Origin of the sequence: Actinophytocola sp., assembly GCF_050699935.1 — a bacterium.
Classification (GTDB): domain Bacteria; phylum Actinomycetota; class Actinomycetes; order Mycobacteriales; family Pseudonocardiaceae; genus Actinophytocola.
Genome location: NZ_JBOHGB010000061.1, coordinates 14,102 through 38,440 on the forward strand (window position 1 = coordinate 14,102; position 24,339 = coordinate 38,440).

The window sequence follows — 24,339 nt, forward strand, 5'->3', positions numbered from 1 at the left end:
CCGTCATGTCACCTTGCCCGGGTCACGTCGTCCGGGTCGAATCGGCGAACAGCGCGTCGACGTCGACGGCGGTCCGCAGCAACCCCTCGTCGAGGAGCTCGTCGGCGAGCGCGCGCACCACGTGCCGGTTGGCCGCCAGACCGGACGGATAGGGGTCGTCGCCGAACTCGGCGGCGTTGCGCGACAGGTCCTCCTCCCACATCACCAGCCGAGCGCCGATGCTCTGCGCCTCCGACGCGTACGCGCGCTGCTTGGACTCCTCGAAGGCGTGGTAGAGCCGCAGCGGCAAGCCGGGATCGGATCGGGCCAGGGCTCGCTGCACCAGCACCGTGTGGTTGACCGGCGTGCAACCGGTCGCCTGCCGGAACTCGGCGTACGCCCGGCGGGCCAGCTCGACCGGCAACCGGCGCGTGCCGGGCACCGGCGGATCGCCGCTGCCCGGAAGCACCGCGCCGAACGCGGCGTCGATCGCGCCGCTCGCCAGCATGGTGCGCAGGTCGGGGTCGCCCTCGCCACGCCGGTGCACGGCGATGTCGGACCGCAGGGCGTCGTCGACACCGGCACCGCCGTGGCGCTCGCTCGGCGTGCGCCCGGTGTACCACACGACGTCCTCCGGGCGGATGCCGTAGAGCCGCCGCAGGATGACCCGCAGCCACACGCCGGCGGTCATGTGGAAGTCCGGGATCCCGATCCGCTTGCCGCGCAGGTCCGCGAACGTCTCGATGCCTGACCCGGCACGCACGTCGATCTGGGTCAGGGCGAACATCTTCATCAGGAACACCGGGATCGCCACCCAGTCGAGGCCGGCGCGGGCCGGATCCTCCCGGGCGATCAGGAAGTTCGACAGCGAGAACTCGAATACGTCGCACGCGTTCGCGGTCAGGTGCCACTGGTGCAGCGGACTCGCGTGGCCCAGGTGCCAGTCCAGTGCGTACCCGTCGACGGTGACCTCCCGCCGGACGAGCGGCCAGATCCTCGGGTTGTACTGGTGGAAGGCCACGTTGAGCCGCCTGGTCGCCGTGTTCGCCGCGGGCAGCCGCCCGGCCCCGGGCATGGCCGCCACCTCCGCGTATCCCGCCACGTCGCCGGTCACGGGGCGAACGCGCGGATCTGGCGGGGTGGCACCGACACGGTGACCGTTCCGCCGATGTCGACCTCCGGCCGGGCGGCGGAGGTGATGCGGACGACCGTGTCGCCGACCCGGACCTGGCATTCCCAGGACTCGCCGACGAAGATGCTCGACTCCAGCGTGCCGCTCAGGACGTTGGCGTCCGCGCCGCGGTCGCCGGGCCCGGCCACGACGGCGGAGACCGGCCGGAAGCCCGCGACGGCCGGACTTCCAGCCGCCAGGGTGGGAGGCATCCGACAGGTCAGCGGGCCGAGCGCGGTGGACACCACGCCGAGATCACCGCCGCACGACGTCACCGTGCCGGGCAGGATGTTGCTGAACCCGAGGAACTTGGCCACGAACTCGTTGACCGGCTCCTCGTAGAGGTACTGCGGATCGGCCACCTGCTCGATCTTCCCGTCCCGCAGCACGGCGATCCGGTCGCCCAGCGCCAGCGCCTCCACCTGGTCGTGGGTGACGTACACCATCGTGATCCGGAGCCGTCGCTGGAGCTCACGCAGCTCGGCCCGCATGTCCCGGCGGAGTCGTTCGTCCAGGTTGGACAGCGGCTCGTCCAGCAGCAGCAGCCTGGGGTTGCCGATCAGCGCGCGGGCCAGGGCCAGCCGCTGCTGCTGGCCGCCGGACAGGTCGGTGGCCCGCCGCTTGGCGAACTCGGCCAGGCGGACCATCTCCAGCGCTTCCAGACCCTTCTGGCGGATGGCCGAACGCCGCAGCCGGTGGCGGCGGGACACGGCGGTCAGCGGGAAGACGGCGTTGCCCAGGACGCTCATGTGTGGCCAGATCGCGTAGGACTGGAAGACCATGCCGAGCTCGCGCTGCCGGGCCGGGACGAGAATCCGGCGGTCCGACGAGTAGACCGGCTGACCACCGATCTCGATCGTGCCCGCCTGCGGCTGTTCGAGCCCGGCGACGCAGCGCAGCGTGGTGGTCTTCCCGCATCCGGACGGCCCGAGCAGCACGAGGCTCTCCCCCTCGCGCACGTCGAAGTCCACACCGTCGACGGCGGCGTAGGTCGAGCCCTGGTAGGTCTTGCGCAGGCCCGAGACATGCAGCAGAACCTGGTGGTCGGCCGTCGCCGGTGTGGTGGCGCGCTCGGAAACGTCGGTGGTATTCACAGTGGACACACGCACTTCCCCGGCAGTCATACCAACACCTTCTCCATCGGCAGTTGCTCGCCCGGCGCAGCCGGCTCGGTCGGCGCGGCGCTCGAGGTGGTCCGCCGGCCCAGCCACTTGCCGATCCGCAGCAGCGCGAACGCCACCAGCCCGAACACCGCGATCATGCCCAGCTGGATCACCCCGATGGCCGCCGCCTTCGGGATCACCCCGTTCGTCCATTGCTCATACACCAGGACCGGCAACACCTTGCTGCCCGGGGAGTAGAGCAGTACCGCGGTGGACAGGCTGCGGAAGGAGACGATGACCAGGAAGATCCAGCCGCTGAGCAGCCCGCCGAAGGCGAGTGGCAGGAACACCCGCCCGAACGCGCGCAGCCGGGTCGACCCGCCGACCTGTGCCGCCTCGTCGAGCTCGTTCCCGATCTGGAACATCGCGGTCTCCGAGTACCGTACGGCGAGCGGGATGAAGCCGGTGAAGTAGCCGACCATGAGAATCACGATGGTGCCGTAGATCGGAATCGGGAAGTCCACATAGAACCCGAGGAGCGCGACGCCGGTGACGATGCCGGGAATCGCGAGCGGCACGTTACAGGCGATGTCGATCAGCCAGCGGGCGATGGGACTGGCGCTCTTGTACCGCACCCAGGCCACCACGGCCGCCACCAGGATCGCCACCGTCGCCACCACCAGCGAGATCTGGATGGTGTTCCAGGTGGCGTTGCGGACGTCGGGACTCTCCAGCACGGTCTGGTAGGCGCTCCAGTCCAGCTGGCTCATCGCCTGCGCGTCGGGCACGACGTAGAAGCTGCGCGCGCCGGCGTAGATGACGATGAGGATCGGCAGCACCGTCGCGATCAGCAGGTAGACCCCCACCACGAGGAACACCGGAACGCGCAACCGGCGCAGCGGGATGAGCGAGCGTCGGTAGGCCTTGCCGGTGATCGTGCGAAACGAACGCTGATGCTTGGTGAAGTACGCCTGTGCGAGCAACGCCGCCACGAGCAGCACCATCACGATCATCGAGAGCACGCTGGCCTCGCCGAACTTGGGCGGGCTCTGGTGCATCACCCGGTAGATCAACGTGGTGAAGGTGTAGGTGTTGCCGGGCACGCCGAGGATCGCGGGGATCTCGAACGTCTCGATGTTGAGCGCGAGCAGGAGCACCCCGGTGGTCAGCGTCGCCGGGCGGATCAGCGGGATCGTGATCCGGCGGTAGGTACGCCAGTTCGTGGCGCCGTGCAGGGACGCCGCCTCCTCCAGGCTCACGTCCAGCGACCGCAGCGGGGCGAGCAGGGTGAGGAAGGCGAGCGGCGCCAGCGCCATGCCCTGCACGATGCTCATGCCGATCAGCGAGTAACTGCTGAACGAGGTGACGTTCAGGTAGTGGTCTAGCAGACCGATTCGCGGCGACGCCATGAGCACCCAGCTCATCGCGTACAGCACGCCGGGGATCACGATCGGCACCATCAGCAGCGCGGTGACGGTCTTCTTGAACGGCAGGTCGGTCCTGGTCACCAGGAAGGCCGTACCGCCGCCGATCAGCAGCGACACCACGCAGGCCAGGATCGCGAACACGATCGTGTCCCGGAACGTCGAGCCGAGAAACGGCTCGTCGAGCGCGCTACGAATCGCGTCCGCGTCCGCGGCGTGCCGGAACAGGTAGACCAGCGGCACCGCCACGCAGTACACCACGAGCAGGATCGCGAGCACCGCGATGAGGGGCATCGTGACGTCGGAACGCACGCGGCGGAGGATGCCCCTCATCCGTGGTGTAGCCATGGTCCCTCACAATCCGGGAAGCGAGCGGTGCGTCAGCCCGCGTTGCGGAGCACGTCCTGGTAGAGACGCTCCCACTTGTCGGCCTCGGTGCTCACGAACTTGATGTCCCGGATCCTGATGTCACCGTTCTCCAGGTACTTCGACAGCGTGCCGCCGTAGGCCGGGTTCGCCGGGTCCTGGGCGTCGTGCTCCAGCGCCAGCTTCATGCCGTCGGTCAGGGTCCAGTCGATCCACAGCAGCGAGGTGGCCGGCTGGTCCGTGGCCTTGTTGATCGCCACGGCACCGAACGTGGACACGATCGGCAGCACCGGCGGCTCCCACACGACCGGCGCGCCCTCGCTCTTGAGCTTGTTGATGGTGAAGGAGTACGCGGACCCGGTGGCGTCGATCTGCCCGGAGGCGAGCAGCGTGCCGACCAGCGTGTGCCCGTCCACCACCTGGGAGCCCTTGGCGGCGTCCTTGAACAGCTGGACCGCCTGCTCCTCGGTCAGGCCGTCCTCCTTCATCATGATCTCGACGATGCTCCCGAACCAGTCGGAGTCGGAGTTGACCATGCCGAGCTTGCCGGCGTACTCGGTGAGGAAGTCCTTCCAGCCGGTCATCCCGCCCGAGGTCCGGTCGGTGTTCCACGCGGCCACGAACGGCGCGAAGTAGGCGGCGATCCACTCGGGCGTGACCGTCTCTTCCGGAATGCCCTCCGACGCCGGGGTGGTGAACTTCTCCAGCACACCGGCCTCGGTGAGCGCGTACATCGCCTCGTCGCTGTTCAGGATCACGTCGGCCTGGTTGTCGTAGTCGGCGTTCGCCTCCTCGACGACCTTCTGCTGGACCTCCTCCGCACCGGCCCGGTAGACGGTCACCTCGATACCGGTGGCGTTGGTGAACTCCTCCGCGGCGTACTGCGCGCTCTCCTCGGGATTGGAGGTGTAGATGTTGAGGCTGCCACCCTCCGCCTTCGCGAGCTCGATCAGCTCCGCACGGCGATCCTCGTCGGACAGACCCTCCAGCTTGGCGGAGACACTGGCGACTGTCTCGTTCGTGTCCTGCGGGGCACTGCCGCCCTCTTCGGCCGACCCGCAGGCACCGGCGGCGCTGAGTGCGAGCACGGCGGTGGCACTCACGATGAGCTTCTTCTGCACCGCAACTCCTTCGTTGGATCTCGTGTGCCCCCGCGACACCCATCGCTGCCCATGTGGACCGATGGACTAACCATTTCGTAATACCTAAGCAACGCCCCGGACCGCTGTCAAGGGACCGCGTCGGATCGTTGCCTTCCTCGGCCGGCGTCCGGCAAGGGGCTCCTTGACAGCCGCCGCGCCGATGTTTTAACTAACGAATGGTTATTCCTTAGTCCAAGGGGATGCGATGCGAGAATCCGGCGTGGCCGTGGTGACCGGTGCGGGCGGCGGCATCGGGCGTGCGATCGCCGACCGGCTCGCCGCCGACGGATACACACTCGTCGGCGCGGACATCGCCTGGCCGGACGACGAACCGCGGCCGTGTTGCGACATCTCCGACCCGGACCAGGTGAGCGCCCTGTTCGAGCGGACCGTGCGCGAGCACGGCCGCGTCGACGTCCTCGTCAACGCGGCCGGCGTCGACCTGGTCCGCCCGATCGTCGACCTGACCAATGAGGACTGGCACCGGGTGCTGCGGATCAACCTCTTCGGCGCCTTCCTGTGCCTGCGCGCCGCCGGCCGGCTGATGTGCGCGCGACGCGGCGGGCGCATCATCAACATCGCGTCCAACCGCGGCCTCGGCGGCCTCGCCTCCGGCGCGCCGTACGCCGCGTCGAAGGGCGGCGTGATAGCGCTGACCAAGTCCGCGGCCGAGGAGTTCGGACCGTCCGGCGTGGGCGTGTTCGCACTACTACCCGGCGCGACGGACACCCCCATGCTGCGTGGCCACGACAAGCTGAGTCCGGGCCACGTCAACCCGCCGGAACAGGTCGCCACCGCGATCGTGCCACTGCTCGCGCCGGACGCGCTCGCGTTCAACGGCGCCGCCGTCTCCGTGTCCCGCCGCCACACCCCATCCTGAGGAGGACCTTGTGGACAATCCGAAGTTCACCGACGTCGACGGCTACCGCACCCGCTACTTCGAAGAGGGTGCGGGCGATCCGATCGTGTTCCTCTCCGGCGGCGAGTTCGGCACGCTGACCGCCTCGACCGGCTGGGCACTCAACTTCGACGACCTGAAGAAGGACTTCCATGTCGTCGCGGTGGACAAGGTCGGGCAGGGCCACACCGACAACCCGAAGTCACTGGACGACTACGTACTCGAGACCGCCGTGCGGCACGTTCACGCGTTCATCGGGCAGTTGGGGCTCGGGCGGGTCAACCTGGTCGGCCACTCCCGCGGCGGCTACGCCGCCACCCGCATCGCCCTGGACCACCCGGAGATCGTGCGCTCGCTGACCATCGTGGACAGTGGGTCGATCATGCACAAGTCGTCGCCCTTCTACGCCGAGGTGTGGGCGCGGTCCGCGTCCATCGAGGACCCCCGGGAGAAGTACACGTTCGAGATGCGGGCGGCCGCCTTCGACCCGGCCACGGTGACCGAGGAATGGGTCGACGACGTGATGACCTACGTGACGTCGCCGAAGTACGACGAGGCGCGCCGCAACAACGTCCTGATGCGCGACCAGCTCGAGAAGGACTTCTGGGACCGCCAGGCCCGGCTGCAGGAACAGGTTCGCGCGGGCGGGTTGAAGGACCTGCCGGTGCTGCTCGTGTGGGCGTACAACGACCAGGGCGCACCGCTCGCGGAGTGCGGCATCCCCGCGATGGACATGATCCTGCCGAACGTGCCGCGCTCGAGCATGCACATCGTCAACCAGTCCGGGCACTACGCACAACGGGAGAAGGCGGCGGAGTTCAACGCGACCCTCCGCCACTTCCTGTCCAGTCCGCCTCCCCGGAATTAAAAGTGTTGGTCCCGTTCCATCGGATGGTGGCGGTTTAGGCGGTTGATGGTGGCTGGGTACCGTCACGGTCCCCTGAGGTTGCGTTGGTCGGTGCGAGACCTTGCGCGATGATCTCTCTCGTGCTCAGCGCAGGGTGTCGGGGGGCAGGTCCCCGCCGCCCGGCGGCACCAGGGACTCGTACTGGGCCTTCCACCAGTCGCAGATGCCGGCGTACGAGGTGACCCACACGTCGTCGTGCTCGTGCACGTACTCGAGGAACTTGCTGAGCACGTACGCGTTGTCCGGCCGGCCGCTGACATGCGGGTGCGTGCCGTAGTTGAACAGCAGCGGCCGGGTCTGCGCCTCGCGACGGTAGGCGTCGAAGGCCTCCTTGAGGTGGTCGATGCCGGCGGACACCGACTGCACGTTGCGGGTGAACAGCGGCAGGTCGTTGATGTTGCCGATCTTGCGGTACGGGATGACGACGAGCCACCGACCGGACGCCCGGAGGAAGTACGGCAGCTCGTCGTCCTGCAGATCGGCGTTGTACTGGTACCCGGCGCCGGCCAGCAGCTCGATGGTGTCCGCGGTGGCCTCGGCCACCGGGCCGATCCATCCCTTCGGCGGCGCGCCGGTCAGGTCGGTGATCAGCTCGGTCGTGCGGGCGATCGACTCCTTCTGCTCGGCGGCGTCCAGATGGCTCATCGGCTGGCCCTCGCTGTACGCGTGCGCCCCGATCTCGTGGCCGTCGGCGGCCAGCTCTTCGAGCACGTCACGGTGTGTCTCGACCGAGTTGCCGTTCGTCCACAGTGTCACCTTCATGTCGAACCGCCGGTAGACCTCACGCAGCCGGCGCAGCCCCACGGTGTAGCCGTAGTCGATGCCGGTGCGCGCACTGAGCGACAGCGTGCGCGCACCCGCGGCGTAGGTGCCGGGTGCGACGAACGGCTCCCGCTCGTCCCACAGCCACTCCTCCGGTGCCGTGTACACCAGGACGGCCAGCTTCGCGCCGCCCGGCCAGACCGGCAGCCCGGCGCGATCGGAGAACCGGAACCTGCTGGTGGGAAACGGGAGGGACATCGACATCGATCCTCTCATCAGGCCCGCAGCGCGGTGAGCACTTCGGACAGGTCCTGCTCGTCGGAGGTCACCATCAGCACCTGAGCGTGCGGGCGCAGCGCCGACACGACGTCGCGTACGTCGCGGGCGTCACCCAGGATGATGCCGGCCGCCATGATCCCCCGGCTGGCGCAGGCCCGGCCGATCGCCGACGCCGTCGCGCCGTTGCCGTCCGCCGCGGCGACCATCACCACGACGTCGGCATCGGCGAGTTCCGTGTCGAGCGACGTCCGCGTGCGGTCGACGGAACGCAGCACGACGGCCCTTCCGCCGCCGGCACCGTTCGCCGGCACGCGCAGCGCCGAGAGGTAGAACCGGGCCGCGTTCCAGGTCTGCGCGGCCACGTCGCGGACGACGCGCGCGGCCAGCTCGTCGAGCGCCACCACGCGGGCCCCGCGGCGGGGCCGGATGGGCCGGTCGATCCGGTAGCGGAGCTCCTCGGCGGTCGCGGCCCGCGCGCAGCTGTTGAGCAGGACCGGCCGCATCGGCGCCGTCACACCGAGCTCTGCGGAACGCCCGCGTGCGCGGCGACGGCGTCGCGCACGGAGTCGAGGAACGACCCGGCGACCGGTAGCACCACCGCGGCCGACCGCACCCGGTGGTGGGCGGGGTCGACGCCGGGTGGGACGGTGCCCTCGTCGCGTAACGCGATGACCGCCTTCCGCAGCCGCTGCCGGGCCTTGATGATGCCCGCATCCGCGGACACCAGGCGCTCCTTCGTCCGGTCGACGATCGGGCCCATGCTCTCCTGGAGCGAGGCGTCCTGGATGGCGATCCCCTCGATCCCGGAGAAGGTCTCCCCACGTGCCTGCGCCGCGCGGTCCATCAGGTAGTCGTTGTCCTTGTTGCGCACCGGCCGGTACGTACCCGGGATGTTCTCGCTGTGCACACCGTGCCCCCGCATCATCGCGGTTCGCTCCGCCTCGGTGAGCGCACGGACCGGGTGGTAGTCGAACGAGTACGTCCAGCAGTTGTAGTCGTCGATCGGCACCCAGAAGTGGCCGTGCACCGGGTGGTCGCCGCGCGGCGGCACCATCGTGAAAGCCGGCATCACCCACGGGGTGATCCGCCAGTAGTACGTCCCCGGCTCGGCGTTGCGCCGGGCGCCGACGAACAGCCCGCCGTCGGCCTCCGCCACCTCGAAGTACGGCCGCAGGTCGCGCATGTTGTACTCGTTTCCCTTGGCCCCCTTGAACAACGGGTCGTTCTTCAGACCGGCCGAGTGCAGGAACGAGACATGGCTCGAGTCGATGCCGCCCTCGAACGCCTGCAGCCAGTTCGACTCCTGCCAGCGCTTCGAGGTGTACGTCTGCTCCGCCGGCACGTGAACCCACTCGAACTCGGGAAGCGGCGGCTGGGTGTCCGGGTCGCCGAGGTAGGTCCACAGCACGTCACCGATCTTCACCAGTGGGTACGCGGTGAGCTTGACCGTGGCGCAGAAGGTGCTGTTCTCCGGTTCCGACGGCACCTCGACGCACTGGCCGGTGACGTCGTACTTCCAGCCGTGGTAGGGACAGCGCAGCCCGGACTCCTCGTTGCGGCCGAACCAGAGCGAGGCGCCGCGGTGCGCACAGAACTCGTCGATCAGGCCGTAACGGCCGTCCGAGTCGCGAAACGCGATCAACCGTTCGGAGAGGATCTTGACACGGACCGGCGGGCAGTCGTTCTCCGGGAGCTCCTCGGCGAGCAGGGCGGGCAGCCAGTACTGCCGGAAGAGGTTCCCCATCGGCGTCCCGGGCCCGGTCTGCGTCAGCAGGTCGTTCAGCTCGCGCTTGAGCACCCCGCCCCCTTCGGTCCGTTGGTCAGACAGCTAAGTGTAGGACCATTAAGATAATTGCGTCTAGACATGCGGGCACTCGAGCCGGACGAGGTCCTTCAGCGAGGCATCGGCATCGCGCGCGGCCACCGGGTCGATCGTCCCCCCTTGCCCGAGGGCGCGGCGTACGGCGAGATAGTCGCCGGCCCGGTTGATCGCATCGATGCTCAGCAGCGCACCGCCGCGGTAGTACAGCACCGAGAAGCGGCCCTCCTCGGGTTCGCCACGGAGCACATGGTGGTCGTAGCCGTCCTTGAGGCCGGCGATCTGCAGCTTGACGTCGTACTGGTCCGACCAGAACCACGGCACCTCGGGTGGCGGTCCCGAACTGCCGGTCAGGCTGGCCGCGGCCGCCTTGGCCTGCGTGATCGCGTTGTGCACCGACTCGAGCCGCACCCGCCCGCGTCCGGTGAGCGGGTCGGGCCGCACCGTGCAGTCGCCGGCCGCCACGACGTCTGGCACGCTGGTCCGCCCCGAGCCGTCGACCAGAATGCCGCCGTCACATTCGGCGCCGACCTGCTCGGCCAGTTCGGTGCGCGGGGTGACCCCGACCGATACCAGCACGAGGTCGGCGCTCAGCGTGGTGCCGTCGGTGAGTACCACGCCGCAGACCCGCCCGCCGGCTCCGGTCAGCTCGGTGACCGTCACGCCGAGCCGGACGTCGACGCCGCGGTCGAGGTGGGTTCGAAGGTAGAAGCGGGAGACCTCGGACGCGACCGAGCGGGCCAGCAGCCGGTCGAAGGCCTCCACCACGGTCACCGCCTTGCCGGCCGACCGGGCCACGGCCGCCGCCTCCAGGCCCAGGAAGCCGCCACCGATCACGACTATCCGGCCGGTGTCGGCGAGCCGGCGCCGCAACTCGACGGCGTCCTCGAGGTCGCGCAGGTAGCACACCCCGTCGAGGTCGGCGCCCGGTACGTCCAGCCGGCGTGGCCGGGCGCCGACCGTCAGCGCCAGCCGATCGAACCGCAGCACCTCGCCGGTGTCGGTGACCGCTCCCCCGGCCCGGCCGTCGGCCGGCAGCTCCACCCGCTCCACCCGCGTGCCGAGCAGCACCCTGATCCCGCGCTCGGCGTAGAACGAGGCGGCGCGGAACGCCAGCGAGCCCGCGTCGGTGCCGGTGGCCAGGAAACCCTTGGTCAGCGGTGGCCGCTGGTAGGGCAGGTGCTGCTCGGCGCCGACCAGGGTGATCGGCGCCGTGAAGCCCAGCCCGCGCAGGGACGTGGCCAGCTGAAGACCGGCCTGGCTCGCGCCGACGATCACCGCGCCGACAGCTCCGGCGGTGCCGGCAGCTTCGCCCATCGTATACTCCAGACGACTAATGGTATGACTATTCTACCGAACACCATCTGTCTCCTCAATGGGTTCCGACCGGAGGTGGGCGTGCAGCCGGCGAGACGCCAGCGCCGGACCGAGCATGGCCGCGCCGGCGGCACCCAGTGCGGCGGCGACCGGCAGCACCGTGACCAGCCCGGCGACGAACAACGGCGCGACGAAGAGCGCGGCCGCGCGGAAGGTGCCGCTCACCGTGATCGCGTCCCCGCGCTCCTCGGGCTCGACGGCATCGCTCGCGATCGCCGGCCCGATCGTCTGGAGGCCCCCGGCGCCCAGCCCGGCCAGCAACAGGGCGGCGGCCACGACGACCGGCGCCCCCACGATCACCGCGACAGCGATCGTCGCGATGCCGGTGGCCAGCGTGCAGAACGCGTAGAACGCGGTGAGCCAGCGGTGTCGAACGCGGCCGGACAGGCCCGAGCCGAGCAGGGTCGCGCCGTTCGCGACCGCGACGAACACGCCGATGGCCGTCTCGGAGTAGGCGGCGGTGACCAGGATGACCGGAACGTAGGAGCTCATCAGACCTCGCCAGGCGCCGGCCGACACACCGGCCCAGCAGCCCACGTCGACGCCGGGGCGGCGCCAGGCACGCGGCCGGGCCACCCGGTCGGCCCGTGGCGCGAAGGGCGGGAGCCGGTCCAGCGCCACCGCGGGCACGATGCCGGCGGCCGAGATGGCCGCGCCCACGGCGAGCGCGACGACGATCGACAGCCGCCCGGACAGGAACCCGGCGAGCAGCGGGCCCAGCAGGGCACCGCCGTTGGCGTGCAGGTTGACCAGAGCCAGCGCGCCGAACGACGAGCCGGGTCCGCGAACCACGTGGGTCTGGCTGCCGGTCCAGAAGCACGCCCGGGCGACGCCTTGCAGCGCCTGGGCGACGGCGAAGGGAACCAGCGCGGCCGAGATCGCCGCGATGCCGCTCGACAGCGCGAGGCACACGGCGGCACACAACAGGAGCGTCCAGTCGGGAACCACGCGCATCACGCGGCCGAGGAACGGCCGGCACGCCAGCTGGGCCACCGCGGACAACGCGGTCAGCACGCCGACCATGACGGCGCTGTAGCCGGCCTGCAGGGCGAGCAACGGCAGGGCCACCGCGCTCAGCCCCTGTGCGGTCGAGAAGATCACCGCGGCAGTGCACGACGCGACCGTGTCCCGGGAGGGCCTACTCATAGGTCGGCCGAGTGCTGACGCCTCCGTCGACGACCAGCACCTGCCCGGTGATGAAGCCGGCGAGACCGGACTGCAGGTACAGCAGCGCGGCGGCGATGTCCGCGGCCGTTCCGACCCGACGCAGCGGGACGCGACCGACCCGCCGGGCGAGCTCCGCCGCGGGCAGCGGCCGCGACCTCGCCGTGCGCGTGTATCCGGGGCTGACCGCGTTCACCCGCACCCCGGCCGGGCCGAGCTCGACCGCCGCCGAACGGACCAGCGACACCAGCCCGGCCTTCGCGGCGCCGTACAGCGCCGCGCCGGGAGCCCCGGAGTGCGCGGCGAGCGAGGTGACGAAGGTGACCGCACCGCCGGCGGTGAACGCGTCGGCGAGCTCCTGCAGAACCGGCACCGCGTGTCCGAACGAGACCTGGAACTGGGACGCGACATCGTCCTCATCGGTCTCGAGCAAGGGTTTCCACAGGGCCCGACCGACCACGTCGATCACCCCGTCGAGCCGTCCGGTGGCCTGCTTCGCCTCTCGTGCGACCCGCCGAAGATCGTCGCGCCGGGTCACGTCGGCGCCGATGTCGATGCCATCCGTCTCGCGCACCACCGCCGCGCGCCGGGTGGAGTCGACATCGACACAGACCACCGTCGCGCCGGCCTGGCTCAGCGCCCGAGCGGCTTCTCGGCCGATGCCTTGCCCGGCGCCGAGAACGACCTGAGTCTGACCGTCGAGCCGGATCAGGTCGGGATAGGTCGTACGACCTGATGGCAGAGCGGCTTGTCCCACGTATCTACGCTCCATTGGTCTTACCGTTAGCTGATACTTGCCTCGAAGGGGCGTCGAAGTCAAGCGGCCGCTTGGACCATCGGTTAGACCACAGGGTGTTAAGGTTGAGTTGTCACTGAACTCGGTGGCGACCGTACCTGGAGGACACATGGACGCCGAGCCGGTTTCCGATCCTGGCGAGATGTTCAGCCCGGTGAGCGTCGGCCGCATCTCCCAGGTGATCATCGAACAGGTGCGGCTGCTGATTCGGCAGGGCAAGCTGAAGCCGGGCGATCGCCTGCCGAGCGAGCGTGCCCTGTGCGGTCGGTTCGGCGTGAGCCGGGTGACCGTGCGCGAGGCCCTGCGGGTCCTCGAGGCGACCGGCCTGGTCGAGATCCGGGTCGGCGCCCGGGGCGGCGCGATCGTCTCCGAACCGAGCAGTGACCGGGTGGGCGAGGGTATCGCGGACCTGCTCACGCTGAGCTCGCTGAGTGCGACCGATGTCACCGAGACACGCATGGTGTTCGAGGTAAGCCTCATCCCGCTCGTCGTCGAGCGGGCCACCGCGGACGACATCGCCGCGCTCACCGAGATCTGCCGGGCCCAACAGGCAGCTCTCGCCGAGCACCACCACTCCACGAAGCTGTCCGCCGAGTTCCACACGCGCCTCGCCGGCTGCACCCACAACGCCGCCGTGGAGATGCTCGTGCAGAGCTTCCACGGGCCGCTGCTCGCCTCACTCGACGCCGCCGCCGCGTCCGCGCCGGAGATGGGCCGACGCGGCACCGAGGAGCATCTCCAACTGGTCGCCGCGATCGAGTCCAAGGACACCGACGCGGCCACGGGGATCATGCGGGCCCACCTCACACGCACCGCCGACCGCCTCGCCGACGCGGCCCCTCACCCGCCCCACCCGGCCGCACCAACGCGTCGTACGTAATCCCATCCCCGTACCTGGCGAGCACCCGGCAAATGACCTTGACGTAGCCGACACGGCGAGTCGGTCAGACGTAGCGCAGACCCTTGCGTGCCAGGCGTTCGCGCATGTCGTTCACGTCCAGGCTGAGCTCGCCGGCGCGGTAGCGCTCCCGGGCCGCGGCCTCCTTGACCTCGCGCGCCTTCGCGGCCGCGAGCACCTCGCCGGCCGCGTCCCGTTTCACCACGACGACCCCGTCGTCGTCGGCCACCACGACGTCACCCGGCTCGACCGCCGCGCCGGCGCAGACGATCGGCACGTTCACCGACCCGAGCGTCTCCTTCACGGTCCCCTGCGCGCAAACACAACGGGACCAGACCGGAAACGCCATGCCGGTGAGCTCCCGGACATCGCGGCAGCCGGCGTCGATCACCAGGCCGCGTACGCCGCGGGCACGCAGCGCCGTGGCGAGCAGCTCGCCGACATAGCCGTCGTGACACGGTGACGTCGGTGCCACCACGAGAAGATCGCCGTCCTGGCACTGCTCCACCGCGACGTGGATCATCCAGTTGTCGCCGGGCGGGACACTGACCGTGACGGCCGTCCCGGAGACATGCGCGCCCGAGTAGATCGGTCGCAGCCGGTGCGCCAGCAGTCCGGTCCGCCCCTGCGCCTCATGGATCGTGGCCACGCCGATCGTGCCGAGCTCGTCGCGCGGGCCCGCCTCACACCGGGTCGTCCCGGTCACCACGACCGACATGTCACCTCCCCAGCCAGGGCATCAACGACACGTGGATGACATCCTCGGCATCCGTCTCACCACCGAGGGTCCGGATCGCCTCGTCCACACCGCTGAGCGGGAACCGGTGTGTGGTGAGAGGTTCGAGCCGGTGACCGTCCGACCGCAGCAGCTCCAGCGCGTGCTCGCAGGAGGCGTAGCTGTGCCCCCGCGCGCTCTTGATGGTGATCGCCTTCTCGGTCACCTTCTTCATCGGGAAGTCGGGGAACGCCGCCAGCTCACCCTGCACGAGCAGGGTCCCACCGCGGCGCGTCAGCGCCTCGATGCCGAGCAGGACCGGCGCGGTCCCGGCCCGGGCCGTGCAGTCCAGCACGACGTCCACGCCCGAACCGCCCGTCAACGAGCGGATCCGTTCGAGCGGGTCCCCGTCGCCGACGTCGAGTACGTGGTCCGCGCCGAGGTCCTGTGCCAGGTCCAGCCTCGCCCGGTCCCGCGCGGTCCCGGTGACGATGATGTTCCGTGCGCCGACCCGCTTGCAGGCCACCACCTGGGACAGACCCTGCTGCCCGGGTCCCTGGATCAGCACGGTCGAGCCGAACCGCACGCCCGCGTCCACCAGGGCCCACTCGATGCCGTTGGCCAGCGGCGTGACCAGTCCCGCGAGCTCGGTGTCCACCCCGTCGGGCACCTTGTGCAGCACGGCGTTCCAGGGCAGGAACATGTACTCGGAGAAGCCGCCCCACAACCGGCCCGGGTTCTCCGACGTGGTGTAGCCGAACCGCCGGGCGTCCGGGTTCGTCCGCCAGTCGGTGGCCTCGCAGTGCTGGTACTGCCCGGCCCGGCACCACGCACAGCTGTAGCAGCCGACGTAGTGCTCGACGAACACCCGGTCACCGATCGCCAGCCGGTGCCGGGCGAGGAAGGCGGGCCCGGCATCGGCGACGATGCCGACGTTCTCGTGTCCCATGATGACCGGCTCCCCGAACGGCGGCGAGTCGTACATCTTGACGTCCGTGCCGCAGATCCCGGCGACCTCGACCTTCAGCAGCGCGGAGTCTTCGCCGAGCTCCGGTTTCGGGAAGTCCCGCAGCTCGGTCCTCCGGGCCGCCGTTCGGACGGCGGCCAACACCGTGTCACCCATCAACCCTCCAAACCGTACTGTCGCAGAAACTCCAGGATCCGCGCCGGTGCCGTCGTCTCGGTCTGCTCCGCGACCGGCACGTCCCAGTACTCCGCGCGGGGCAGGCACTCCTGCAGGTACCGCGCGGCCGACGGCGCATGCGACTCGTCCTGCCCGGGAACGACGAGTGCCGGGATGTCGAGCGTGAGCAGGTCCTCCGGCTCGGGTCCGGGCACGGTGTCGCGGTCGAACAAGGTGCGCGCCATGCCGGTCACCGTGGTCAGGTAGGCGCCGACGTCCCGGACGGCGTACTCGGCCGCGAACGCGGGGTCGGTGCGGATCGCCGTCACCCACGGGCCGACCCTTCCGTCCACACTGAACCCGCGGTCGTGCGAGCGGGCCAGCGCCACGACCCCGTCGAGGCCGTCGGACCGGACGTGGGCGAGGTGGGCGGCGAACCGCTCATGCTGCTTCATCCGGTACTTCACGCCGCCGGCCGGCGAGAACAGGACCATGCCGGCCACCCTGTCCGGATGTGCCACGGCGGTCGCGGCGGCGGAGGAGCAGCCGACGCAGCCACCCATCAGGTGGGCACGGTCGATCCCGAGGTGGTCGAGCAGCCCCACGGCCTGCGTCACGTAGTCGGCCCACGTGATCCGCTGCACCCGCCCGCCGGAGCCGCCCGACTCGCGTCGGTCGAACATGATCAGCGTGCACCCCGGACTGAGCCGCTCGACGAGGTCGAGCCGGCGGTAGACGCCGACCGTGCGCCAGCTGTCCATCGTGGAGTCGAAGCCGCCCGGCGAGTACATCAGGATCGGCGGCCCCGACCCCACCACCTCGTACCGCGTGGCGAGCCCGTCGACGACCGTCGTGGGCATCAACGCACCCCGCCGCGGATCTGGCGGCCGGCACGGACATCCTCGGCGTAGGCCGAGATCGCATCGAGGGCGACCCGGGCGACGTTCGCGTACGTCTCCGCGGGGCTGTCCAGATTGGACTCCGGGTAGCCGATCGCCGCCGTCGCCAGCCGCATCCGGCCGTCCAGCCACGGGCCGCCGCCGAACCCGCCGAGCACCGGGACGGCCACCTCCCGCACCACGGCCGGGCCGGCTACCGGGCCGGAGTTGGTGAAGTCGAGCAGCACGGCGCCGGCCTCCTCCAGGAGCTTGGCGGTGGCCACCAGCTCACTGGTCAGCTCGGCGGGCACCTGGGTGGCCGCCGAGGGCGTCGCGCTGTAGGCGACGCCGAACCGCAGCCCGGTCTGCGGGGTGATGCCGAACTGGGCGAAGACCGGGATGCCCGCCCGCGTGATCGCCTCGACGGCTTCGGGATAGTCGCCCGCACCGTCCAGCTTGACCAGGTCGACGCCGCCCTCCTTGACCAGTCGGATCGCGGCGTCGACGGCGTGTTCGGTGCCGCGCTGCAGTGGGCCGAACGGCAGGTCGCAGGACAACAGCGCCCGCCGCACCCCGCGCCGCACCGCGCGGCAGACGACCAGCACCTCGTCCAGGGTGATCTCCAGCGGGTTGGCCTGGCCCCACAGGTTGACCCCGACCGTGTCGCCGACCGAGACGAGATCGACCCCGACACGGTCCACGATCCGGGCCAGCTGGTAGTCCCAGACGACCACGCCCACGCTCTTGCGTCCCTCCTGTTTGGACCGCAGTAGGTCCGCCAGGGTCACGGTGTCGGTCACCTCGTCCACGAGTCACGCCTCCTGTGGTGGGATGTCGACGGTCAGCCCGTCGAGGTCCTCGGTCATGGCGATCTGGCAACCGAGCCGGCTGCCGGCACGCCGCTCGTCGACGGCGAGGTCGAGCAGGTCGTCCTCGAGGTCCCGCGGCTCGCCGACCGCGGCGACGAACTCGTCGCGCACCCAGACGTGGCAGGTGGCGCAGGACAGGTTCCCGCCGCACTCGCCGACGATCCCGGGTACGCCGTTGGTCACCGCCGCCCGCATCACCGACTGGCCGACGGCCACGTCGACCGCGCGCTGCGTGCCGTCCGGCCTGACGTATACGACCTTGGGCAAGGCCACTCACTCCCCCCGCTCATGTCACCGCTTATGTCACCGCTCGTGTCACCGCTCATGTCATCGCGGTCCCGCCGTTGACGTTGATCGTCTGCCCGGTGATCCAGCTGCTCTGGTCGCTCAGCAGGAACCCGATCATCAGCGCGACGTCCTGCGGCCGCCCCAACCTCCCCAGCAGCGCCGTCCGCGACCGCTCCGCCACCACCTCGTCGGACATCCGGGCACGCAGGAGCGGCGTGTCGACGGGACCCGGGCTGACCGTGTTCACCCGGATTCCACGCCCGCCGAGCTCCTTGGCGAGCGCCCGGGCCAGCCCGATCACGCCGGCCTTGGACGCGATGTAGTGCGCCAGGCCGGCCGCGGGGGTGTTCGTCGTGCCCGAGCCGACCAGCACGATGGAACCGCCGTCCTGGTCCATCGCCCGCACGGCTGCCCGGGCCACGAGGTACGAGCCGGTCAGGTTCACGCCCAGCACGTGCTGCCAGTGCTCCGGCGAGAGCTCGTCGAACGGCTGGTCGCCGGTGATGCCGGCGCAGTTGGCCAGGCCGCGCAACGGCGTCCCGGTGCCGGCCACGGCGGCGAACAGCTCCCCCACCGACCCGGCGTCGGCCACGTCGCACCGCACGGTGGTCACCTCCAGCGACGCCGGGAACGCCTCAGCCGCCGCGGCCGCCAGTTCGGCCAGGCCGTCCGCGTCGAGGTCGGCCGCGACCACCGAGGCGCCCCGGCCGGCCGCGAGCAGGCCGGTCGCGAACCCGATGCCGCTGCCCGCACCGGTCACCACGACACACCGCCCGTCCAGCCGGTCGCTCGGAAAGTCCATCGCTCCCATCCGTCTCAGCCCCCGCCGAACACCAGCGACTTGATCACGACCGGGTGCACGGCGCGGCGCTGCGCCCCGATGTCGATGAAGTCGAACGCGGCGAGCGTGATGCCGTCCAGGCAGATCAGCCCCATGCAGAGGTCGCATTCCCGGTCGAGGATCCGGCCGAGGCTGCGGGCCAGGTCCGGCTTCATCACCACCGCGAGCGGGCCGCCGAAGGCCGCGCGACGCCGGACCGCGGTGATCGCGTCGGCAAGCCGGCGGACCTCCGGGTAGCCGGCCCACCGGCCGGTGAGGTCGAGGTACAGGCACAGCGGCCGGCCGGCGAGCCCGTGGTTCCGGTCGATCGCGGCGGTGAGCATGTCCTCGATGACCTGGCCGGCGTCGGCCACGTCGATCGTGGCGGTGACCACCGGCACGTCCCGCACCGGGAGCAGCGCCGGATCGCTCAGGTACACCGTGTTGCCGCTGACGTCCACACTGAACCCGGCGGCGCCGAGCACGGTGGCGCGGATCGCCGACGGCGCGAGCCGCCAGGACACCGACCGGTCCGCCAACTTCCGGCGCAGCCGCCGGCCGAGCTCCCAGCCGAGGTCGTTGACCGGTGCGGCCCCGTCGGCGAGGAGCTCGGCGACCCCTCCGGAGAGGATGACGGTGTCCGGAGGCTCGCCCGGCTCCGGCCACTCGGTTACCGCGATCTCCTTGCCCAGCGGCGTCAGCACGCCGCCGACCGCCTGCGCGAGGATCGACGCCATCGCGTCGCAGAGCTCATCCCGGGCATGCGGCGGGAGACTCTCACCGGCCCGCAGCGACACGCCCAGCGCCGACGCGATCCGGTCGGCATAGGACTCGACGCGGCGCACGGTCAGGGTGTCGTCCCAGGCGACCAGCCGGCCGCCGACGCCCAATGCCGCGGTGTGCTCGACCCGGCCGCCACGCAGCCAGGTGAACTTCGCCGTGCCGCCGCCGACGTCCAGCGACAGCACCGAACCCGGGTTGGTCACGCTGTGGCGGACCGCGCCGGAGCCGTGTGCGGCGAGCACGGCCTCCAGGTGATGGCTCGCGGCCGCGCAGACGAAGTCGCCGGCGTACGCGGCCAGCTCCCGGGTGAGCGACTCGGCGTTGCGGCGCAGCAGTGCGACCCCAGTCAGCAGCACCGCGCCGGTGTCCACATCGGACGGACGGATGCCGGCGTCCGCGTAGAACCGCCGAACCAGCTCGCGCACGGCGGCGGCGTCGATGTCGTCCTGGTCGGCCCGGTCCAGGTACGGGGTCAGCCGGACGGGCGACTGGCCGAGGACGTCACGCTTGACGACCGTGTAGCGGTCGGTCATCAACTGGCCGACCCGCTGCAGGTAGATCCGGGCGAACGTCACGTGCGTCGTCGCCGAGCCGATGTCGATGCCGACCGTGGACAGCTCGATCGTCTCCTGCTCCCAGGTCAGGTCGCCGGAGTAGTCCACCACCATCGGATCATGGTGGTGATGATGGTGATGAACGTGGCCGCCCTCAGGCAAGGAACTTCTCCATCAGATAAGGGGCGCCGGCCGCCTCGCACTCGGCCTGGTAGAGCTTGTCGACGTCCGGATCCTGGTCGGCATACTCGATCTGGGCACCGCCGTCCCGGACGTCGACGTCCACGCCGAGGATGATGCGGGTCTTCCGGTCGGTCATCGGGTAGCGCATGCTGCCGAACATGGTCGCCATGTAGCGCGACGGCTCGGTGCTGAGGTTGAAGTGCTGATGGAACATGTCGTCGTCGGGCGCGTACACGTACCCGTGCTCCCAGCGGACCTGACGCTTGGTCGCGTCCCCCTCGTACCAGACCAGGCTGTATCCCTTGCCGGTCACCGGGAAGATCTGTACGCCGGCGTCGTGCCGGTGCGCCTTCTTGTAGGTGCCGACCGGGATCTGCGACACGTGCGCGTGCAGGCTGCCATCGGCCAGGACGAACGAGATGTTGGTCCCGCCGGCACCACGTTCCTTCCACTCCTTGAGCTCGAACGAACCCAGGTCCGGCACGAAGTTCGTCTCCCACATGTGCCGGCCCGGCAGGTTCGGGATGAGCGTGCCGTCCCCGGTGACCCGGGCGTCGGCGGAGAGTCGGTAGGAGAAGTCGGCGTCGTTGTCGAAGATGAACTCCTCGTTCCGGAAGAGCTTGAACAGCAGCGGTGCATCGGTAGCCAGCGCGTACCGGACCTCTTCGGTGCCGGTCATGTTGAAGAACTGGTACTTCACGTTCGGCGGGATGGCGAACATGCTGCGCGGACCCCACTCGAAGGAGATCGTCTCACCGCCCACCTCGAAGCTCGTCCGGCCGTGTCCGGACAGGACATACACGACTGCGTCGAAGAGGTGCTGCTGCCGCTCGCTGTGACCACCGGGGTCGATCGCGTGCAGGAAGGTGTTCGCGAAGTCGCCGCGCCCGCCGACATGGACCACCGCGGCCCGCGTCCCGGACCGATCCCAGGGCGCGACCTCGAGTTCGAGGAGGTTGAGGAAGAAGTCCTCGTGGATCGGCAACCCGAGACTCTCCGCCCAGTCGAGGTAGGGGTCCATCAGAAACTTGCGGTCGGCGACGCGCACTTGCGGACCGGTCAGCATCGGCATCGGAACTCCTCTGAACTGATGGTATTACCATTATACATCTTATCTGGTCTGATCCGGGGTCAACCGGCCACCGGCCGGAGCACGTGTCGACCCGTCGTCAGGCGGGTCGGTGGTCGGGCCGGTGGTCGGGCCGGTGTCCTCGGTCGAGTCGAAGGCGTCCACGCTCCCCGCGGCCGTTTGGATGAAACGGTCCCGGGCCGCGTCGGCGGTCCGCATCGCCCACCGGCCGGTGGTGACGATGCCGACCACGAGGGCGACCGCGCCGCCGAACGAGACCACCGCCCAGGCCGGCACGGCCGCCGAGGTGAACGTCCGCGCGGACGGTTCGTGCCACCCTTGGGCGAGGATGCCGCCGACGATGGCCACCCCCAGCGCCCCGCCGACCTGCCGGGCGGTCGACGCGATCGCCGCCGCCACCCCGGCTTGTGCCTTCGGCATGCCCGCGACGGCGGCCAGCAGGATCGGCGCGTTCACCATCCCGAGGCCCACGCCCACCAGCACGAAGCCGGCGAACAGCAGCACGAGGTTGTCGTCGAGGTGCAGGGCCATCAGCACGAGCGGTCCGGTGAGCAGCCCGAGCCCGGACACGGCGACCGCGGGCCGCGGGCCGAACCGGTTGATCAGCCACGCCGACACCGGGGGCAGCAGCGTCATCACGACGGCCACCGGCAGCAGGAACAGCCCGGCCAGCAGTGCGGTCAGCCCGCGCGCGTCCTGCAGGTACAGCGTGGCCAGCAGCAGGAAGCCGTTATACGCGCCGAACGCGGTCAATGCCAGCACGATCGCCCCGCTGAACGGCGCGCTGCGGAACAGCCGGAAGTCGATCAGCGGCGCGGTCCGGCGCAGCTCGACGATCGGCAGCGCCACCCCGGCGGCCACCGCGAGGAGCGCACCGGCGAGCACGTCCGGCGCGGTGAAGCCGTGCCGTGAGCCCTCGATCAGCGCGTACACCGCGGCCGCCAGCGCCACCACGATGAGCACCTGGCCCACCGGGTCGAACGGTCGGCGCCCGGGCCGCCGGGACTCCGGCACGAGCCGGCCGGTCAGCACGAACACCGCGAGGACGACCGGCACGTTGATCAGGAACACGTACCGCCAGCCGGCCGTGTCGACGAGCAGCCCGCCCACGATCGGGCCGGCGGCCAGGCTGATCCCGCTCATCGCGCTCCACACGCCGAGCGCCCGGGCCCGCTCGCGCGGTTCGGTGAACACGCTCGTGATGATCGCGACCGCGACCGGGTTGAGCATCGAGCCGCCGACCGCCTGCACCACCCGCGCGGCGATCAGCAGCCCGAGGCTCGGCGCGAGACCGCAGAGCACCGAGCCGAGCCCGAAGACCAGCAGGCCGAGCCGGAAGATCCGGCGGCGGCCGACGCGATCGGCGAGCGAGCCGGAGAACACCAGCAGGCTCGCCACCACCACCAGGTAGGCGTCGATCGTCCACTGCAGACCGTCGAGCGAGGCGCCGAACTCGTCCCGGATGGACGGCAGGGCGATGTTGACCACCGTGCCATCCATGATGACCATGAAGATGCTGCACGAGCACACCGCCTGGATCGCGCGTTTGCGCCCAGGCGAAGCCGCGACCCGACTCAACGAGCCACGTGCCATTCCACCGGCAGAGTGTCCAGGAACCGCTGCACGGCATTGGGCGCGAAGCTCGGCGTGAACCCGTCGGCAAGCCGGAGGTCCGGCAGCCGGCGGGTCAGCTCCGCCAGCGCGACCTTGCCCTCCAGCCGGGCCAACCCGGCGCCGACGCACGCGTGGACCCCACGCCCGAACGCCAGGTGCGGCGACTCGTGGTCGCGCGTGGGGGTCATGACGTCCGCGTCGGCGTACACCTCGGCGTCCCGGTTGGCCGACGCGAGGACCAGCAGCACGCGCGCGCCGGCCGCGAGTGCCACCCCGCCGAGCTCGGTGTCCTCCCCCACCGTGCGCCAGATCGCCTGCGCCGGCGAGTCGAACCGCAGGCTCTCCTCGACCAGCTTCGGGATCAGCCGCGGATCGTCCACAAGGGACTGCCAGGTACCGGGTCGCTCCAGGCAGTGCAGCACGGTGAGGGCGAGGAAGTTCATCGTGGTCTCGTGCCCGGCGGCGACGAAACCCATCATGACGCCGACGATCTCCGCGTCGGTCAGCGGCCGCTCGTCCACCTGGACGCCGATGAGCTCGGAGATCACGTCCGTGCCGGGGCGCGCGCGTCGGTCCCGCACCACCGCCAGCAGGTACTCCTGGAACTCCAGGTACGCCTCGGCCGCCTCCAGATGGTCCTCGAGCGGGAGCTCGCCCCACTGCAGCGCCATCTTCTTCGAGCTCCAGTCGTGGAGCTTCTCGGCGTCGGCGTGCGGCGTGGCCATCAGCTCGACGATCACGGCGAGCGGGAGCCGGTAGGCGAACGCCTCGACCAGGTCGACCTTTCCCTCTCCGATGAACCGGTCGATCAGCTGGTTCGCCGTGCTTCGGCACTGTTCCTCGATGCCGCCGAAACGGCGCGGGGTCAGCACGCTGACCAGGAACTTCCTGATCCGCCGGTGCTCGTCGCCGTCGCGGGCGACGGTGGAGCGCAGCTCCCCCAGCGGCAGGCCGCGATCCAGGACCGCGGTCACCTCGGCCGGCACCGGCCGTACCGGTGCGGTCGACCCGACGTTGCGGAAGATCGCCGGTGTGGAGACCGCCTGGCGGACCAGGTCGTAGCGGGTGACGACCCAGGCGACCAGCACCTCGCTCCACTGGACCGGCAGCTGCTCGCGCGCGGCGTGCCACACCGGATGTGGGTCGTCGCGCTGCGGGTTGACGAACGGGTTGTACGAACCGGGTCGCACCGGACACTGCGCCGCCATCAGGTCTCCGTAAGTTGTTAGGTGGCCCGGGAGGGCCGGATGTGGCTGATCGGGTCTTGCCCTTGGTGGCTCCTGAGGAGTGGCCGTCCGGCTCTTCGGGGCACCCTGGCTGGTGATTGAGATGCGCGT

23 protein-coding genes are annotated in these 24,339 nt (G+C 70.4%); 3 read left to right on the forward strand and 20 right to left on the reverse strand.

Annotated elements, in window-relative coordinates:
* Positions 1-22: 22 nt before the first annotated feature.
* From ACRDTB_RS20165 to ACRDTB_RS20180, 4 genes are all read right to left on the reverse strand, one after another.
* Positions 23-1,093 (reverse strand): hypothetical protein, encoded by a 1,071-nt coding sequence (locus ACRDTB_RS20165; protein WP_431432443.1) that lies wholly within the window; start codon positions 1,091-1,093, stop codon positions 23-25.
* Positions 1,090-2,274 (reverse strand): ABC transporter ATP-binding protein, encoded by a 1,185-nt coding sequence (locus ACRDTB_RS20170; RefSeq protein ID WP_431432445.1) that lies wholly within the window; start codon positions 2,272-2,274, stop codon positions 1,090-1,092. The genes ACRDTB_RS20165 and ACRDTB_RS20170 overlap by 4 nt, the downstream gene beginning before the upstream one ends.
* A complete protein-coding gene (locus ACRDTB_RS20175; protein WP_431432447.1) occupies positions 2,271-3,989 on the reverse strand; it encodes an ABC transporter permease in 1,719 nt (572 codons plus the stop codon). Before ACRDTB_RS20175 ends, ACRDTB_RS20170 begins: the two co-directional genes overlap by 4 nt.
* A gap of 68 nt (positions 3,990-4,057) precedes the next feature.
* Positions 4,058-5,164: an extracellular solute-binding protein gene (locus ACRDTB_RS20180; protein WP_431432448.1), complete on the reverse strand. Its 1,107-nt coding sequence runs from the start codon at positions 5,162-5,164 to the stop codon at positions 4,058-4,060.
* Between the two features lie 226 nt (positions 5,165-5,390).
* On the opposite strand from ACRDTB_RS20180, the gene ACRDTB_RS20185 reads away from it, so the two are divergent.
* Positions 5,391-6,065, forward strand: a complete 675-nt coding sequence (locus ACRDTB_RS20185) for an SDR family oxidoreductase (protein WP_431432449.1) — start codon at positions 5,391-5,393, stop codon at positions 6,063-6,065.
* Between the two features lie 10 nt (positions 6,066-6,075).
* Positions 6,076-6,951 (forward strand): alpha/beta fold hydrolase, encoded by an 876-nt coding sequence (locus ACRDTB_RS20190; protein ID WP_431432450.1) that lies wholly within the window; start codon positions 6,076-6,078, stop codon positions 6,949-6,951.
* Positions 6,952-7,074: 123 nt separating this feature from the next.
* Here ACRDTB_RS20190 and ACRDTB_RS20195 read toward each other — a convergent pair whose 3' ends face one another.
* The 6 genes from ACRDTB_RS20195 to ACRDTB_RS20220 are packed head-to-tail and all read right to left on the reverse strand — an operon-like array spanning position 7,075 to position 13,148.
* Positions 7,075-8,010 (reverse strand): polysaccharide deacetylase family protein, encoded by a 936-nt coding sequence (locus ACRDTB_RS20195; RefSeq protein WP_431432452.1) that lies wholly within the window; start codon positions 8,008-8,010, stop codon positions 7,075-7,077.
* Between the two features lie 17 nt (positions 8,011-8,027).
* A complete protein-coding gene (locus ACRDTB_RS20200) occupies positions 8,028-8,546 on the reverse strand; it encodes a hypothetical protein (RefSeq protein ID WP_431432454.1) in 519 nt (172 codons plus the stop codon).
* Positions 8,543-9,829: a Rieske 2Fe-2S domain-containing protein gene (locus ACRDTB_RS20205; protein ID WP_431432456.1), complete on the reverse strand. Its 1,287-nt coding sequence runs from the start codon at positions 9,827-9,829 to the stop codon at positions 8,543-8,545. The genes ACRDTB_RS20200 and ACRDTB_RS20205 overlap by 4 nt, the downstream gene beginning before the upstream one ends.
* A 60-nt stretch (positions 9,830-9,889) precedes the next feature.
* Positions 9,890-11,167 carry an NAD(P)/FAD-dependent oxidoreductase gene (locus tag ACRDTB_RS20210; RefSeq protein ID WP_431432458.1) on the reverse strand — a complete coding sequence of 426 codons (1,278 nt, stop codon included), beginning with the start codon at positions 11,165-11,167 and terminating at the stop codon, positions 9,890-9,892.
* Positions 11,168-11,200: 33 nt separating this feature from the next.
* Positions 11,201-12,328: an MFS transporter gene (locus ACRDTB_RS20215; protein WP_431432460.1), complete on the reverse strand. Its 1,128-nt coding sequence runs from the start codon at positions 12,326-12,328 to the stop codon at positions 11,201-11,203.
* A 37-nt stretch (positions 12,329-12,365) separates the two neighbouring features.
* Positions 12,366-13,148 carry an SDR family NAD(P)-dependent oxidoreductase gene (locus tag ACRDTB_RS20220; RefSeq protein WP_431432462.1) on the reverse strand — a complete coding sequence of 261 codons (783 nt, stop codon included), beginning with the start codon at positions 13,146-13,148 and terminating at the stop codon, positions 12,366-12,368.
* A 148-nt stretch (positions 13,149-13,296) separates the two neighbouring features.
* On the opposite strand from ACRDTB_RS20220, the gene ACRDTB_RS20225 reads away from it, so the two are divergent.
* Positions 13,297-14,067 (forward strand): FadR/GntR family transcriptional regulator, encoded by a 771-nt coding sequence (locus tag ACRDTB_RS20225; RefSeq protein WP_431432463.1) that lies wholly within the window; start codon positions 13,297-13,299, stop codon positions 14,065-14,067.
* Positions 14,068-14,131: 64 nt separating this feature from the next.
* On the opposite strand, the gene ACRDTB_RS20230 is transcribed toward ACRDTB_RS20225, so the two are convergent.
* Genes ACRDTB_RS20230 through ACRDTB_RS20275 form a run of 10 tightly spaced genes read right to left on the reverse strand, consistent with a single transcriptional unit; the run spans position 14,132 to position 24,210 of the window.
* Positions 14,132-14,803: a 4-carboxy-4-hydroxy-2-oxoadipate aldolase/oxaloacetate decarboxylase gene (locus ACRDTB_RS20230; RefSeq protein WP_431432465.1), complete on the reverse strand. Its 672-nt coding sequence runs from the start codon at positions 14,801-14,803 to the stop codon at positions 14,132-14,134.
* Between the two features lies 1 nt (position 14,804).
* Positions 14,805-15,923 (reverse strand): zinc-dependent alcohol dehydrogenase, encoded by a 1,119-nt coding sequence (locus ACRDTB_RS20235; protein ID WP_431432467.1) that lies wholly within the window; start codon positions 15,921-15,923, stop codon positions 14,805-14,807.
* Positions 15,923-16,783, reverse strand: coding sequence for an alpha/beta fold hydrolase (locus ACRDTB_RS20240; RefSeq protein ID WP_431432469.1), 861 nt, complete (start codon positions 16,781-16,783; stop codon positions 15,923-15,925). The genes ACRDTB_RS20235 and ACRDTB_RS20240 overlap by 1 nt, the downstream gene beginning before the upstream one ends.
* Positions 16,783-17,610, reverse strand: coding sequence for a 3-methyl-2-oxobutanoate hydroxymethyltransferase (locus tag ACRDTB_RS20245; RefSeq protein ID WP_431432471.1), 828 nt, complete (start codon positions 17,608-17,610; stop codon positions 16,783-16,785). Before ACRDTB_RS20245 ends, ACRDTB_RS20240 begins: the two co-directional genes overlap by 1 nt.
* 3 nt (positions 17,611-17,613) lie before the next feature.
* Positions 17,614-17,937 (reverse strand): 2Fe-2S iron-sulfur cluster-binding protein, encoded by a 324-nt coding sequence (locus tag ACRDTB_RS20250; RefSeq protein WP_431432473.1) that lies wholly within the window; start codon positions 17,935-17,937, stop codon positions 17,614-17,616.
* A gap of 55 nt (positions 17,938-17,992) precedes the next feature.
* Positions 17,993-18,760: an SDR family NAD(P)-dependent oxidoreductase gene (locus tag ACRDTB_RS20255; RefSeq protein WP_431432475.1), complete on the reverse strand. Its 768-nt coding sequence runs from the start codon at positions 18,758-18,760 to the stop codon at positions 17,993-17,995.
* A 14-nt stretch (positions 18,761-18,774) separates the two neighbouring features.
* Complete coding sequence (locus ACRDTB_RS20260) at positions 18,775-20,229, reverse strand: ethanolamine ammonia-lyase reactivating factor EutA (RefSeq protein ID WP_431432477.1); 1,455 nt, start codon at positions 20,227-20,229, stop codon at positions 18,775-18,777.
* 40 nt (positions 20,230-20,269) lie between these two features.
* Positions 20,270-21,370, reverse strand: coding sequence for a hypothetical protein (locus tag ACRDTB_RS20265; RefSeq protein ID WP_431432479.1), 1,101 nt, complete (start codon positions 21,368-21,370; stop codon positions 20,270-20,272).
* 39 nt (positions 21,371-21,409) lie between these two features.
* Complete coding sequence (locus ACRDTB_RS20270; protein ID WP_431432481.1) at positions 21,410-22,981, reverse strand: MFS transporter; 1,572 nt, start codon at positions 22,979-22,981, stop codon at positions 21,410-21,412.
* On the reverse strand, positions 22,963-24,210 hold the full coding sequence (locus ACRDTB_RS20275; RefSeq protein ID WP_431432483.1) for a cytochrome P450: 1,248 nt from the start codon (positions 24,208-24,210) through the stop codon (positions 22,963-22,965). Before ACRDTB_RS20275 ends, ACRDTB_RS20270 begins: the two co-directional genes overlap by 19 nt.
* Positions 24,211-24,339 lie beyond the last annotated feature (129 nt).

Coding starts and splice junctions, on each gene's coding strand:
- ACRDTB_RS20170 (WP_431432445.1), bottom strand. CDS start 2,274: ATGACTGCCGGGGAAGTGCGTGTGTCCACTGTGAATACCACCGACGTT.
- ACRDTB_RS20185 (WP_431432449.1), top strand. CDS start 5,391: ATGCGAGAATCCGGCGTGGCCGTGGTGACCGGTGCGGGCGGCGGCATC.
- ACRDTB_RS20195 (WP_431432452.1), bottom strand. CDS start 8,010: ATGTCCCTCCCGTTTCCCACCAGCAGGTTCCGGTTCTCCGATCGCGCC.
- ACRDTB_RS20210 (WP_431432458.1), bottom strand. CDS start 11,167: ATGGGCGAAGCTGCCGGCACCGCCGGAGCTGTCGGCGCGGTGATCGTC.
- ACRDTB_RS20225 (WP_431432463.1), top strand. CDS start 13,297: ATGGACGCCGAGCCGGTTTCCGATCCTGGCGAGATGTTCAGCCCGGTG.
- ACRDTB_RS20230 (WP_431432465.1), bottom strand. CDS start 14,803: ATGTCGGTCGTGGTGACCGGGACGACCCGGTGTGAGGCGGGCCCGCGC.
- ACRDTB_RS20235 (WP_431432467.1), bottom strand. CDS start 15,923: ATGGGTGACACGGTGTTGGCCGCCGTCCGAACGGCGGCCCGGAGGACC.
- ACRDTB_RS20240 (WP_431432469.1), bottom strand. CDS start 16,783: ATGCCCACGACGGTCGTCGACGGGCTCGCCACGCGGTACGAGGTGGTG.
- ACRDTB_RS20255 (WP_431432475.1), bottom strand. CDS start 18,760: ATGGACTTTCCGAGCGACCGGCTGGACGGGCGGTGTGTCGTGGTGACC.
- ACRDTB_RS20260 (WP_431432477.1), bottom strand. CDS start 20,229: ATGGTGGTGGACTACTCCGGCGACCTGACCTGGGAGCAGGAGACGATC.
- ACRDTB_RS20265 (WP_431432479.1), bottom strand. CDS start 21,370: ATGCCGATGCTGACCGGTCCGCAAGTGCGCGTCGCCGACCGCAAGTTT.
- ACRDTB_RS20270 (WP_431432481.1), bottom strand. CDS start 22,981: ATGGCACGTGGCTCGTTGAGTCGGGTCGCGGCTTCGCCTGGGCGCAAA.
- ACRDTB_RS20275 (WP_431432483.1), bottom strand. CDS start 24,210: ATGGCGGCGCAGTGTCCGGTGCGACCCGGTTCGTACAACCCGTTCGTC.